At 69.2% G+C, this 13,767-nt stretch carries 12 protein-coding genes; 8 read left to right on the forward strand and 4 right to left on the reverse strand.

The genetic code is table 11. The annotated features are described in order from the left end of the window. From RI841_RS08320 to RI841_RS08335, 4 genes are all read left to right on the forward strand, one after another. On the forward strand, nt 1–1,789 hold a 1,789-nt coding region (locus RI841_RS08320), incomplete at its 5' end, for an ABC transporter permease (RefSeq protein ID WP_310705125.1). Between the two features lie 37 nt (nt 1,790–1,826). Next, nucleotides 1,827–3,035 (forward strand): HlyD family efflux transporter periplasmic adaptor subunit, encoded by a 1,209-nt coding sequence (locus tag RI841_RS08325; protein ID WP_310705126.1) that lies wholly within the window; start codon nt 1,827–1,829, stop codon nt 3,033–3,035. A 72-nt stretch (nt 3,036–3,107) separates the two neighbouring features. Next, nucleotides 3,108–4,160: an asparaginase gene (locus tag RI841_RS08330; RefSeq protein ID WP_310705127.1), complete on the forward strand. Its 1,053-nt coding sequence runs from the start codon at nt 3,108–3,110 to the stop codon at nt 4,158–4,160. Between the two features lie 91 nt (nt 4,161–4,251). Beyond that, nucleotides 4,252–4,488 carry a DUF2789 domain-containing protein gene (locus tag RI841_RS08335; RefSeq protein ID WP_310705128.1) on the forward strand — a complete coding sequence of 79 codons (237 nt, stop codon included), beginning with the start codon at nt 4,252–4,254 and terminating at the stop codon, nt 4,486–4,488. 73 nt (nt 4,489–4,561) lie between these two features. Here RI841_RS08335 and RI841_RS08340 read toward each other — a convergent pair whose 3' ends face one another. Then, nucleotides 4,562–4,972 (reverse strand): SRPBCC family protein, encoded by a 411-nt coding sequence (locus RI841_RS08340; RefSeq protein ID WP_310705129.1) that lies wholly within the window; start codon nt 4,970–4,972, stop codon nt 4,562–4,564. Nucleotides 4,973–5,046: 74 nt separating this feature from the next. After that, nucleotides 5,047–6,468: a tRNA 5-hydroxyuridine modification protein YegQ gene (yegQ, locus tag RI841_RS08345; protein ID WP_310705130.1), complete on the reverse strand. Its 1,422-nt coding sequence runs from the start codon at nt 6,466–6,468 to the stop codon at nt 5,047–5,049. A 220-nt stretch (nt 6,469–6,688) separates the two neighbouring features. Here yegQ and queC point away from each other — a divergent pair, with 220 nt between their 5' ends. The 4 genes from queC to RI841_RS08365 are packed head-to-tail and all read left to right on the forward strand — an operon-like array spanning nt 6,689 to nt 9,133. Further along, nucleotides 6,689–7,372, forward strand: coding sequence for a 7-cyano-7-deazaguanine synthase QueC (gene queC, locus RI841_RS08350; RefSeq protein WP_310705131.1), 684 nt, complete (start codon nt 6,689–6,691; stop codon nt 7,370–7,372). Beyond that, a complete protein-coding gene (queE, locus tag RI841_RS08355; RefSeq protein WP_310705132.1) occupies nt 7,372–8,016 on the forward strand; it encodes a 7-carboxy-7-deazaguanine synthase in 645 nt (214 codons plus the stop codon). Before queC ends, queE begins: the two co-directional genes overlap by 1 nt. Further along, entirely contained in the window at nt 8,016–8,861 is an 846-nt protein-coding gene (locus tag RI841_RS08360; protein WP_310705133.1) for a 6-carboxytetrahydropterin synthase, read from the forward strand. The genes queE and RI841_RS08360 overlap by 1 nt, the downstream gene beginning before the upstream one ends. After that, a complete protein-coding gene (locus RI841_RS08365; RefSeq protein WP_310705134.1) occupies nt 8,858–9,133 on the forward strand; it encodes a YkgJ family cysteine cluster protein in 276 nt (91 codons plus the stop codon). Before RI841_RS08360 ends, RI841_RS08365 begins: the two co-directional genes overlap by 4 nt. A gap of 73 nt (nt 9,134–9,206) precedes the next feature. On the opposite strand, the gene RI841_RS08370 is transcribed toward RI841_RS08365, so the two are convergent. Both RI841_RS08370 and RI841_RS08375 read right to left on the reverse strand, forming a co-directional pair. Further along, nucleotides 9,207–13,118 carry an AAA family ATPase gene (locus RI841_RS08370; RefSeq protein WP_310705135.1) on the reverse strand — a complete coding sequence of 1,304 codons (3,912 nt, stop codon included), beginning with the start codon at nt 13,116–13,118 and terminating at the stop codon, nt 9,207–9,209. A 33-nt stretch (nt 13,119–13,151) separates the two neighbouring features. Continuing rightward, nucleotides 13,152–13,748 (reverse strand): tRNA-(ms[2]io[6]A)-hydroxylase, encoded by a 597-nt coding sequence (locus tag RI841_RS08375; RefSeq protein WP_310705136.1) that lies wholly within the window; start codon nt 13,746–13,748, stop codon nt 13,152–13,154. Between the last annotated feature and the right edge of the window lie 19 nt (nt 13,749–13,767).

The raw sequence follows: 13,767 nt of genomic DNA on the forward strand, positions 1-13,767 counted from the left end.
TGCCATCCTCTGGATGAACGAGACGGCGCTGGCCAATGCCTACGGCATGGAGGGCGCCTTCAACCAGCTCTCGCTGACCCTCCAGTCGGGCGCCGACCGAGAGAGCGTGATCGATGCCCTGGACCTGGCCCTGGCCCGCTATGGCGGCACCGGCGCCCGCACCCGCCACGACCAGCAGTCCCACCGCTTCCTGGAGGAGGAGCTCAAGGGGCAACGCGCCCAGGCCAGGGTCCTGCCCACCATCTTCCTGCTGGTCTCGGCCTTCCTGCTGAACGTCGTGATGACCCGCATCATCCGCACCCAGCGCGAGCAGATCGCCATCCTCAAGGCCTTCGGCTACCGGGACGGCGAACTGGCGCGCCACTATGCCGGGCTCGCCCTGCTGATCGTGCTGCTGGGCTGGGGCATGGGCGTGGGGTTCGGCGCCCTGACCGCCCGCTGGATGGCCGGCCTCTATGCCGAGTATTTCCGCTTCCCCGAGATGCGCTTCCTGATCCCGCCCTGGGCACTCGCCCTGTCGCTGCTGCTGGCCGGGCTGTCGGCGCTGGCGGGCACCTGGCGGGCCGTGTGGCAGGCGGTCAGCGCCCCTCCCGCCGAGGCGATGCGCCCGCCCGCGCCGCAGCGCTTCCGGCGCACCTGGCTGGAGCGCTCCCCGCTTCGCCACGCGCTGGGCAACGAGGGGCGCATCATCCTTCGCCACCTGGGCCGGCAGCCGGCCAAGGTGGCCCTGTCGGTGACCGGCATCGCCCTCTCGGCGGCCCTGCTGATGATGGGGGCCTGGCAGCTCGCCGCGCTGGACCAGATGCTCGGGCGCCAGTACCGGGACATCATGCGCATGGACATCGAGCTGACCTTCGGCGAGTCCACCCCACTCAGGGCCGTGGGCGAGCTTCGCCACCTGCCCGGCGTGCTGGCCGTGGAGTCCTGGCGGCGGGTCCCCGTCACCCTGGTCCACGGCCACCGCCGCTACCGGACCAGCCTGACGGGCCTCGAGACCCGGCCTCGCCTGCGCCAGATCGTGGACGAGTCGGGACGCGCACAATCCCTGCCCCCGGAGGGCCTGGTGGTGACTCGTTACCTGGCCGAGTGGCTGGGGGTCGAGGTCGGCGACGCCCTGGAGGTGGCGATCATGGAGGGCCACCGCCGTCACCTGTCGATGCCGGTGGCCGCCCTGGTGGACGAGCCGGTCGGCGTCGGCGCCTACCTGCGCCGGGAGCAGCTCAATCACCTGATGCGGGAAGGCCCCGCCATCAGCGGGGCCTGGCTGCTCATCGACGATGCCCGGCGCGATGCCCTGATCGACGAGCTCCACGACCTGCCGGTGGTGGCGGGCATCGGCCTGATGGACGAGGCCGAGCGCGGGGTGCGCCGCTACCTCGACGAGACGCTGCATGTGTTCGCCACCGTGTTCGTCATCCTGGCCGGCTCGATCGGCTTCGGGGTGATCTACAACAACGCCCGGATCAGCTTCGCCGAGCGCTCCCGGGAACTGGCCACCCTGCTCGTGCTGGGCTACACCCGGGCGGAAGTATCGCGGATACTGCTGGGAGAGAGCGCCCTGCTGGGCGGGCTGGCCATCCTGCCCGGCTGGGCCTTCGGCATCGGCTTCTCCACCCTGCTCAGCCAGGCGTTGAGCAATGATCTCTTCCGTATCCCGCTGGCCTTCACGCCGCGCATCTTCGGCCTGTCGGCACTCGGCGTGGTGGCGGCCTCGGCCCTGGCCGGGCTGCTGATGCTTCGCCGACTGCGGCACCTGGACAAGGTGGCCGTCCTCAAGGCGCCGGAATGAACCTGCGACGCCGTCATCGTCCGACATGGAGTCCGCCATGCCCCGCCACCTGCTCACTCCGCGACGCCTGCTCTGGCCCCTGGCCGTCCTGATCGTGGTGGGTCTGCTGGTCTGGACGCTGCGACCGGCGCCGGCCCGCGTGAACACGGTCGCGGTGGCGCGCGCCCCCTTCGTGGACTCGGTCAGCGAGGAGGGACGCACCCGGCTTCGTGACACCTGGCACGTCACGGCCCCGATCACCGGCTACCTGCGTCGCGTGGCGCTGGAGGTCGGCGACGTGGTCGCAGAGGACGAGGTGCTGTTCCGCCTCGAGCCGAGCCCCGCGCCCGCCCTGGATGCCCGCAGCCGCGAACAGGCCAAGGACGCCCTGCAGGCCGCCCGGGCCCGACTCCAGGCCGCCGAGGCCAACCTGGAGACGGCCCGGGCCGAACGCCGCTTCGCCGAGGCCGAGTACCAACGCTACCGCAGGCTGCATGAGCGCGACCTGGTCTCGACCGCCGACCTGGAGCATCACGAGAGCCTGAGGGACCGCCAGCGGGCCCTGGAGCGGGCCGCCGCCTCGAGCGTCGAGGCCGCGCGCTTCGAGGTGGAGAGCGCCCGGGCGGTGCTCGCGGTGACCAGCGGCCAGCGCAGCGGGGCGGACCAGCCCATGCTGGAGGTGGCAGCGCCCGTGGCCGGCGTGGTGCTGGAGCGGTTCCGCTGCTGCGAGGGGACGGTGGAGGCCGGCCAGCCGATCCTGGAGATCGGCCGACTGGCGGACATGGAGATCCTCGTCGACCTGCTCTCCATGGACGCGGTGCGCCTGGCGCCGGGCATGGAGGTCCGCATCACCGGCTGGGGCGGCGAGCCCCTGGCGGGCCGCGTACGGCGCATCGAGCCTGCCGGCTTCACCCGCACCTCGGCGCTCGGCGTCGACGAGCAGCGCGTGCCGGTAGTCATCGACTTCGACGAGGCGGTCGAGCCCGCCGCCCGGGGGCTCGGTACCGGGTTCCGCGTCGAGGTGGAATTCCTGATCTGGCAGGGCGACGACGTGCTGCAGGTGCCCACCAGCGCCCTGTTCCGCGACGACGGGCGCTGGGCGGCCTATGTGGTCGAGGACGATCGCGCCCGGCTTCGCCACCTGGAGATCGGCCGCCAGAGCGGACTGGTCAGCCAGGTCACGGCCGGGGTCGAGGCAGGGGAGCGGATCGTCACCCATCCCGGCGAAGAGCTGGCCGACGGGTTGGCGGTCACGGCCCTCGATTGACCCCGGGCCTTGCCTGGCGCCGTGCCCGCCGTATGATGGGGCCTTTGACCGCCCGGAACCCCAGGAGCCCCCATGACCGCCGGAAACGACCACGCCCCTACTGTACTGGTGATCTATACCGGTGGCACCCTGGGCATGGTGCCCGGCCCCGAGGGACTGGTCCCGGGCCAGGACATCGAGGCGCGCCTGCATCGGGCCCTTGCCGCCCTGCCCCCGGTGCGCCGGGCGGGCCTGCCGGCCTTCGAGGTGCTCGAGACCGAGCCCCCCATCGATTCCAGCGGTGCCACGCCCCACCACTGGCAGGCACTGGCCGCGCTGGTGGCCCGATACCACCGCGGGCATGTCGGCATCGTCATCCTGCACGGCACCGACACCCTGGCGTGGACGGCCTCGAGCCTGGCCTTCCAGTTGCTAGGCATCGACCGTCCCGTGATCCTCACCGGCGCCATGACGCCCCTGGAGGCCGAGGGGAGTGACGCGGTGGCCAATGTCGAGGATGCCCTGCGTTTCGCGGTGACGCCGCGCCTGCAGGAGGTGGCGGTCTGCTTCGCCGGCAAGCTGCTGCGGGGCTGCCGCTCCCGCAAGTGGCGGACACGTGAGGCCGACGCCTTTACCAGCCCCAACCAGCCGCTGCTCGGCGAGCGGGTCGACGACGAGATCGTGCTCTACCCGGGGCGCGGCCTCGTGGATTACCAGCGGGGCGCCCCGCGCTTCGAGCTGGCTGACTATGCGATGCTGGATGCCGGAGGTGTCGTGCGCCTGACTCTCTGGCCGGGCATCCAGGCCTGGCAACTGGAGGCTTGGTTGCGCGAAGACCGGGTCAGAGGCGCCATGCTGGAGGTATGGGGAGGCGGCAACCTCCCCGACGACTCGGCACTGGCCGGTGCGCTCGCCCGAGCAAGCGGCGAGGGCAAGCTGCTGGCGGCCCTCAGCCAGTGTCCCCATGGCCCGGTGGCCTTCGGCGACTACGCCGCGGGACAGGGCCTGACCGATGCCGGGGTGCTCTCGGCCGATGACATGACCCCGGAGGCTACCTTCACCAAGCTGGTTCACCTGCTGGCCCTGCCGCTGTCAGAAAGCGAGCGGCGACGGCGCTTTCTCACACCGCTCGCCGGGGAGCGATGAGACGTCGACGGCAGCGTTGACGGGCGTCAAGCACGACACCCCGGAAGTCGCTAAGGTGGAAGTATCTCGACAGGACAGCAGGAGTCACGCCATGGAACACCCCGACCACCCCTTCACCGAACTCTTCGAGCAGCTCGGGCTCGCCGCGGACCCCGCAGCCATCAAGCGCTTCATCGATCGCCACGCGCCCATTCCCGAGGACGTTGCCCTGCCCGATGCGCCCTGCTGGAATGAGGGCCAGGCGGAGTTCCTGCGCGAGGCCCTCGAAGCAGATGCCGACTGGGCCGAGGTGGTCGACCACCTCAACACCTCGCTGCGCAAGGGCTGAGCCGTCGGCTGCCGTCAGGCAGGCAGAGCGGCCCAGCTCTGGGGATCATCGGCGGAAGGGAGGTCCTGAGGCTTCATAGCCTCGCCTCGACCCGCTCCAGGATCTGCCGGCTGACCTTGCCGACCAGCGGCCGGGCTGCACGGTTGACGGCCTTCTCCAGCAAGCGGTTACGAATGGCGTAGGTCAGGGTCAGGGCCACCTCGGTGCCCCCGGCTACGGGCGTGAGGCGATAGCAGCCCCGGTTGTGCACCCCGTCCAGCGATTCCCAGGCCAGCACCTCCGGGGCTCGCGCCTCGGTAATCGCCACGTCGAAGGTCCAGTCCATGCCCACCGCGTGGACATGCCAGCGATAGCGATCCTTCCCCAGCGGCTCGATGGCCTGGATCAGGTCGGAGTAGTCGGCAAAGTCCTCGACCCGCTCGAGCAGGGCAAAGACCCGCTCGGGGGGTGCCTTGAGTATCGCACTGTGTTCGATGGTGGCCATGCCGCTCCCTGTTCGACGGTCAATCGATGTCCACAATGTCGCCGGCGAGCGTGGATGTCCAGCCGCTGCCCGCGTCAGAGATCCCGCATCAGCAGCGCGAACTCGATCCGCTCCGGCGCGATGGCCTCACCCGGTACCGGGATGCGCACCACATGGCCCGACCCCGGAGCAGCCCCCACGGATTCGCCGCGCCGGTTCTCGATATGCTCGAGCACGAAGCGGCGGTTGCCGCCGGGCAGCATCAGCTCCATGCCATCGCCTACCTCGAAGCGGTTCTTGACGTCGATCTCGAGCGCGCCGCGGTCCGGATCGTAGCCCGTCACCTCGCCGACGAACTGCTGGTGCACCCCCACGGAGTTACCCTGTTCGTAGTTCTGGTACTCGTCGTGGACGTGGCGGCGGTAGAAGCCCTCCGTGTACCCGCGATTGGCCAGGTTGTCGAGCTCGTCCATCAGGCGCATGTCGAAGGGACGACCGGCCACGGCGTCATCGATGGCACGGCGGTAGACCTGGGCGGTACGCGCCACGTAGTAGGGCGACTTGGTGCGCCCCTCGATCTTCAGCGAGGTGACGCCCATCTCGGCCAGGCGCGGCACGTGCTGCACCGCGCGCAGGTCCTTGGAGTTCATGATGTAGGTGCCGTGCTCGTCCTCATACACCGGCATCAGCTCGCCGGGCCGACTGCGATCCTCGATCAGCGCCGAGAGCTCGTCCTGCCCCTCGGTGCCGCCAGCGGTAGCGGTGCTCATCTCGGCACTGCCGCCGCCCGAGGCGATCAGCCCCCCTTGCTGTCCAGCGTCCTGGGGCGTCCAGATGCCGCTGGCGGCGTGGGCGCGGGCCGAGTTGGCCGGCACCAGGTCGCCGGTCTCGTCCTCGGCGGCCGCCACCGTGTTGTACTTCCAGCGGCAGGCGTTGGTGCAGGTCCCCTGGTTGGGGTCGCGGTGATTGAAGTAGCCCGAGAGCAGGCAGCGCCCGGAATAGGCGATGCAGAGCGCGCCGTGAACGAAGGTCTCGATCTCGAGATCCGGGCACTCGGCGCGGATCTGGGCGATCTCCTCCAGCGACAGCTCCCGGGAGAGGATGATGCGGCTGATGCCCTGCTGCTGCCAGAACCGCGCGGCCGCGTAGTTGACCACGTTGGACTGCACGGAGAGGTGGATCACCTGCTCGGGCCAGCGCTCACGGATCATCATGATCAGCCCGGGGTCGGACATGATCAGCGCATCCGGCCCGGCTTCGATCACCGGCTCCATGTCCCGAAGGTAGGTCTTGAGCTTGCTGTTGTGCGGCGCGATGTTGGAGGCCACGTAGAACTGCTTGCCCCGGTCGTGGGCGTAGGCAATGCCCTTGTGCAGGTTGTCGATCTTGAAGTCGTTGTTGCGCACGCGCAGCGAGTAGCGCGGCTGGCCGGCATAGACCGCATCCGCCCCGTAGGCGAAGGCGTAGCGCATGTTCTTGAAGGTGCCGGCGGGCGACAGCAGTTCAGGGGCTTTCATGGAATTCACCGTTGTCAGGACGATGGCACCGTCGACGGCGGGGGCCGCGGGGTGCAAAGGGGGTTGGAAGGCGCGAAAGTCTAGCAATTGGCGTCGATTCTGGCCAGAACCGGCGGCCTTGCGTACACTGTCGCGCGCCGGACCGGACCCCGGCGCCCGCTCCCGACACCTCGCCCACGGCGGGGCGGGAGAGACAAATTCTCCGACCAGAGCTTCCGACATGACCCACTCCCCCGATCCCGCCACCGTGGTGATCTACTCCGGCGGCATGGATTCCTACACCGTGCTGCACCGCGCCCTGCGCGAGGGGCTCGACGTCCACGCCCTCTCGTTCGACTACGGCCAGCGCCACCGCCGCGAACTCGAGGTGGCCGAGCGCGTCTGCCGCGCCCTCGGCGTGCCCCACCAGATGGTCGACATCACCGCCACCCACGGCCTGATCGACAACTCGGCGCTCACCGACGCCAGCCGCGCGATGCCCGAGGGCGACTATGCGGAAGACAATCTCACCGCCACCGTGGTGCCGAATCGCAACATGATCCTGCTGTCGCTGGCCATCGCCAAGGCGGTGAACATCGGCGCCGGCCGGGTCGACTACGGAGCGCACGGCGGTGACCACGTGCTCTACCCGGACTGCCGCCCCGAGTTCGTCGAGTCGATGAACGCCGTGGCCGGCATCGCCAACTTCGCGCCGGTGACGATCCATGCGCCCTACCTGCGCGCCAGCAAGGCGGAGATCCTCGCCGAAGGGCTGGCCATGGGGCTCGACTATGCGAACACCTGGACCTGCTACCGGGGAGGCGAGCTGGCCTGCGGGTGCTGCGGCAGCTGTCGTGAGCGCCTGGCCGCCTTCGCCGCCAACGGGGTCAGCGACCCGCTTGCCTATGCGCCGGGAGACGCCTGATGTATCACGTCAAGGAGGCCTTCTACACCCTGCAGGGCGAGGGTGCCCAGACGGGGCGCGCCAGCGTCTTCTGCCGGTTCTCGGGCTGCAACCTCTGGTCTGGCCGCGAGCAGGACCGCCCCGCGGCGGCCTGTCGCTTCTGCGATACCGACTTCATCGGCACCGATGGCCAGAACGGCGGGCGCTTCGACAGTGCCGAGGCCCTGGCCGACCACCTCACGGCGCTCTGGCCCGTTCAGGACGGAATTGCCACCCCCTATGTGGTCTTTACCGGGGGCGAGCCGCTGCTGCAGCTCGACGAGGGGCTGATCCGCGCCATGCACACCCGCGGCTTTGAGGTCGCGGTCGAAACCAACGGCACCCTGCCCGCTCCCACCGGCATCGACTGGCTCTGCGTCAGCCCCAAGGGCGAGAATCCCCTCGCCATCACCGGGGGTGACGAGCTGAAGCTGGTTCATCCCCAGGCCGACGCACCGCCCGAGCGCTTCACCCAACTGGATTTCACCCACTTCTTCCTGCAGCCCATGGATGCGTCCGCCACCTCCGGGATCACCGACACCATGAGCCGAAGCGTGGCCTATTGCCTGGCCAACCCGCAGTGGCGACTCTCGCTGCAGACCCACAAGATCACGGGGATCGACTGATGACGCTCTTCGTCAACCGCCTTACCCACCTCGACGTTTCGCTCTGGTGCCCGCAGCGAGGCCTGGTCGGCGCCAGCTGGCAGGTCGATGTCGAACTCGACGGCGAGCTCGGCGAGGACGGCATGCTGTTCGACTTCGGCGAGGTGAAGCCCTGGATCAAGTCGCGCCTCGATGGCGGCCTCGACCACACCCTGCTGGTGCCCACCCAAGCACCGGGGGTGGAACTCCAGGACTGCCGGGAAGGGCTCTGCGTCCGCAGCGAACGGCCCTATGCGCTGGACGTGCGTGCTCCGCGCCAGGCACTGACCCTGCTGCCCTGGCGCGAGATCACCCCGGAGCGACTCGCCGACCACCTGGCCGCCGAGCTGATGCGCCGCCCGCCGCCGCGGGTCACCGACATCCGCCTAAGACTTCGCGAGGAGGCCATCGAGGGGGTCGCCTACACCTACAGCCATGGCCTGAAACAGCACGCCGGCAACTGTCAGCGCATCGCCCATGGCCATCGCTCGCGCCTGCACATCTGGCAGCAGGGGCAACGCGCTCCGGCACTCGAGCAGCACTGGGCCGACTGGCTGGCCGACCGCTACCTGGTGGACGAGGCGGACATCATCGACGACGACCTGCCCGGCTTCCGCGACCTGCTGACCTGCCGTTACCGCGCCGAGCAGGGCCACTTCTTCCTCCGCCTCCCGCGCAGCCGCTGCGCGGTGCTGCCAACGCCGACCACGGTGGAACATATCGCCGCCTGGCTGGCCGGGGCCATCGCCCGGGAGAGCGGCCAGGCCACACGGGTCCAGGCCTTCGAGGGCATCGACAAGGGCGCCATCGCCGAGGCTCGGCCATGACCGGCAGGACCGCGGCCCCCGCCGGCACTTGCCGCCCGGGGTGCGGCGCCTGCTGCATTGCGCCCTCGATCAGCTCGCCGATCCCCGGCATGCCCGATGGCAAGCCGGCGGGTGTGCGCTGCCCACAGCTCGATGATGCCAACCTCTGCCGGCTGTTCGGTGACCCACGCCGCCCGGCGGCCTGCTCGCGCTTCGACTACGATCCCGAACTGTGCGGCGAGCAACGCGAGGAGGCGCTCAAACGCATCGAGGCCCTGGAACTGGCCACCTGAGGCCTTACCTGGAAACGGGAACGGCGCCCCCTCGGGGGCGCCGCTCTTCGTCTATGGGTCGGCTATCGGCGGCTCAGGAGAGATCCGCGGCATGGGACAGGCGCCGGTCGAGCAGGGTACGCCAACGCATCAGGACCGGTGCATCGCTGTGGCTCACCTCGCCCAGCAAGGCGCGGAACTCCGCCCGGAGCGTCTCATCATGGGCATCGATCAGGCTCAGCCAGAGCTCCAGGGCGGCAAGCTGCTGGTGGAGGTTGCCGTCCTCCCGGGCCTGCACCAGAGCCTGTTCGGCGAGGCTTCTGACCTCCTCGCGAGAGTGCCCCAGACGCTGGCGCACCCGCGCCAGATGCACCGCCAGCTCGGGGACGAACAGGGTGGTGCGCTCGCGGGCAATCATCAGGCACTGGTCGAGATAGTCCTCGGCCCGGGAAAGTTCCCCCAGGGCCAGGCAGGCATCCACATACCACAGGGCCGGACGCTGGTAGGGATCCCGCCCGGTGACCTCGGCCAACTCCTCCTGGGCCGACTCGATCTGGCCCAGGCCGTCGCGGTCGCCGGCCAGGGCCCGCTGCCAGCCCAGCACGCTGCGCGAGGCCACCTGCCAGAGGTGCAGGTCGGGGGTGCCGGTCAGCTCGAAGGCCCGCTCGGCCCGCATGGTGGCCAGGTGTACATGCCCCAATTGACGATAGAGGGCCGCGGCATACATCAGCGCCATGGCCAGGCTGCCGGGGTGGCCGATCCGCTCGGCCAGCCGGATGGCCGACTCCACCTGCCGCTCGGCACGCTGGTAGTCGCCGCGCAGGCAGAGCGTCCAGCCCTGGAAGCAGGCCGCCGCGACCTGGGGGTGGTCGGAGAACGGCAGCCACTCGATCATCATCGGGGCGTTGAGCGGGTCGATCTCCTCCAGATGGTCATAGGCCTGGGAGATGCGCCCGGCCCAGTACTCGCAGCTGGCCCGGGCGAAATCGGCCAGGCGCCGGTAGCGCGGATCCTCGAGGCGGTCGGCGAGGCCCGCCAGGCGCGAGGCCAGCGAGAAGGCATCGGCATGGGCATGACGCTGGCTGCAGCCCACCCACAGGCCCCACTGGACCAGGAAGGCCTGCTCCAGGTCACCGGCGTCGTCCGGGCCGGCCTCCTCCTGGGCGAGGAGCTCCCGGGCCCGCACGAAGCTCTCGTGGGCGGTGGGCGAGCCGTGCCCCTCCAGGGCGAAGGCGGCCTGGCCACGCACGGTGAGCAGGCTGATCTCGCGCTCGGCCTGACCCTCGACGTGGCGCAGGCTGGCCAGGCCGAAGTCGGCCATCTTCAGCGCCGTGCGGTTGGCGCTGACCTTGAGGGCCTCTCGTGCGGCCAGCTCGAAGTAGCGGGCGCCACGGGCATAGTGGCCGCTGCGCCGCAGGTGGGTGGCAAAATCGCCAGGATGGCGGCTGATCCACATCGGAAAGTGTTCCTCGATCAGACTGACCACCTGGCGGTGGATGCTCACCCGTACGTCCCGGGGACAGGAGAGGTAGGCGGCTTCCTGCAGCAGCTGGTGGGTGAACTGGTATTCGCGCTCGCCCTCCTCGCCCTCGACCGGCTCGATGATCTCCAGCCGACGCATCTGCTCCAGCGCCGGAGCCAGGCGGCTCATCACCCATCCGGTGCACTCGGCCAGGAAGTCGAGCCGGAAGCGACGCCCGAGCACTGCCGCCACATGCGCCACCTCGCGGTCGGCGTCGAGCTGGTCGATGCGGCTGGCCAGCAGCCCCAGCAGGCCGCGGGGTAGTTCGTCGAGCTGTACGCTACGCCCTTCACGACGATCCATGTCCACCCGACGGCAGATCTCCTGAAGATAGAGCGGAACGCCATCGCAGCGCTCGATGATCTGGCCGCGCAGCCGCGGGCTCAAGTGGATGCGGTAGCGGCGGGCCAGCTGCGATAGCAGCCGCGAGGACTGCATGGCATCCAGCCGGCCCAGGGAGATCTGCTGGTCCCAGTGCAGCTTCGCCGGCAGCGCTTCCCGACCATGGTGGCTGGCCACCAGCAGGAAGGGACTGTTGATCGGCAGTCGCGCCTGGAGGCCTGCCAATACCTTGAAGGAGGGCTCATCGAGCCACTGCAGATCATCGATCATCAACACCAGAGTGCGCTCGCGGGACAACGCGCGAATCAGGCGATGGACCAGCCCCACGACCAGCTCGACGGCCTCCCCGCTCTGGGCCAGCACCGCCATCTCGCGAGGCTCTCGCACACCGAGCGCCTCCTCCAACAGCACTCGATGATCCTCATCAGGGGCCTGCGCATCATCAGTGGCGAAAAGCCGCGACACCGCCTCGGCATCGATGTGTCCCCCGAGGTGCCAGCGCAGCAGCTGGCGCGCCACCCCATAGGGCTCCTGGACGGAGAGGCGGGTGGTGGGTTGCCAACAGATGGCCGCCTCGCGGCTCTGCTCGAGCTGGCGGAATCCCACCAGCAGGGCCGACTTGCCGAGCCCCGAGGGCCCCCGCACCAGCACGCTCTGCCGCAGACCGATACCGGCCCGGGCCAGGGCATCGCGCAGGGTGCGCAGGGATGCCTCGCGCCCCACCAGGCTGGGCGGAGGGACCTCACGCCCCCCCTCGTTGGCACCGAGGACAAGCGCCCGCAGTCGCACCCGGCCATCACTGGCCACCAGCCGCGTGGAGAGCCGTGGCTGGAGGTCCAGGGCCGGTGGCATGTGTTGGCTGGCATCCTGGGAAATGACCAGCTCACTACCCTCGGCGGCGCTCATCAGGTCGAGGGAGCCCTGGGTCACTTGACCGAGCGGGTCGACCAGATGTCGCTCGGGCAGGTAGACCACCCGGCCACTGTCCAGGCCGGCGGCCAGCTCGATGCGCGGCGGCTCACCCTCACCGCTCCAGTGCCGCTGCGACTCTTCAGGAAGCCCCCGCCGACAGTGCTCGTATAGTGCCACCAACTCGGCCAGCTGGTGCGCCGGGCCATGGGTACCGAAGCAGGCCAGGCCCAGGCCACCGGTCGCCCCGGGCAGCCAGAAGCCGCCGAGGTGGTGACACTGCTGTTCGAGCCAGCGCATCAGTTCGACCTGCAGCGCCAGAGAGGCGCGAGCATCGGCGCGGGCCGACAGGTCGGCCTTGAGCCGCAGGCGAATGGCCATCACCGAGAGCTGGCGCTGCTCGATCTCATCCTCGCGCAGGGGCGCGCTATCCATGGCCAGGGTGCGCGAGAAAGCACCGCTGGGGCCGAGATGTGTACCCTCGACCTGGTTATCGGACCAGTAGCGGGCCAACTGCAGGAAGGAGGGCTCGGGCTGCTGTCCGGAGAGCGCCAACAGCTGCAGATAGGCATTGTACTGCTCGTGGGCGGCGGCCAGCTGACCCTGCTCGGCCAGTTGACGTACCCAGCGTTCATGGAAGGGGCCGTAGCCGGAAAACCGGCTGACCAGCGACTCCAGCACGCTATCCGGCAGCGGCTCCTCACGCTCCAGAACGCTCTCGGCAAAGCGAATCACCCGCTGGCGCCACTCGTTACGGACCTGTACCAGCCAGCGCTGGTACTCGGCACAGTTGGAGAGGTGCAACTCCTCGGCGAGATCGCCTCGGTAACAGGCCAGCATGGCCTCGAGCGTGGCCACGTCGGCGGGACCCTCGAGCAGCCCCTGAAGCCGGTGCATGTCGAAGTGCCAGCTCTCCGGAAGCCGGAAAGCAATGGTCTGACGGGACACCGACAGCACCCGCTCGGCCTCGTCACCCAGCGACTGACGCAGGCAGTGCAGGGCATGACGAAGGTTGGTGCGCCCCGACGACAGGCCCTGGTCGGGCCACAGCAGTTCAGCCAGGGTGGCACGGCTGATCTGCTGATCATGGAGCAGCAGGTAGACCAGTAGCGCCTTGACCTTGTCGTAACTGAACTGGGTCAGGACATCATCGCCCAGACTCAATGAAAAGTGGCCGAAGAGTGCCAGGTGGTCCCGGTCGTTGTCGTGTACGTCGTCGGCAGCATCCCGCATGTTGATCATTCCTGCGTGGCGGAAGTGATGGCCTCAGGCCGGCACGCCGCTGTGAAAACGAAAGACCGTATCCGGCATGGTGACCAGCTCGGCCTCGCGATCGGAGAAGAAGGCGATCCGCGCGTCGATGGGCGCCGGTGCCAGGCGGCGCGCCAACATCAGGTAATCCTCGAAATGGCGACCTTCCGACTTAACCAGACTGCGATAGAACTTGGCAAGTTCATCATCCAGATGCGGAATCAGGCGGGCAAAACGCTCGCAGCTGCGCGCCTCGATCAGCGCCCCGATGATCAGGATATCGACCAGCCGCTCCGGCTCCTCCCCCCGAACGTGGCCGCGCAACCCCTCGGCATAGCGCGAGGCACTGATATGGCGATAGACGATGCCCCGCGCTTCCATCAGCTTGACGACCTGTTCAAAGTGCAGCAGCTCCTCTCGGGCCAGCTGCGACATCTTGGTGAGCAGCAGCGGCTGGTCCACATAGCGATAGAGCAGGCTCATGGCGGTGGAAGCCGCCTTCTTCTCGCACTGGGCGTGGTCGATCAGCAAGAGCTCGGGGTTGGCCAGGGCCCAGTCCACCCAGGCATCCGGCGTGGCACAGGGCAGGAAGGCCAGCAGCTCGACAGGCAGCTGGTCCCGGCAATCGGTC

Source organism: Halomonas sp. (assembly GCF_031581305.1).
GTDB lineage: Bacteria > Pseudomonadota > Gammaproteobacteria > Pseudomonadales > Halomonadaceae > Halomonas.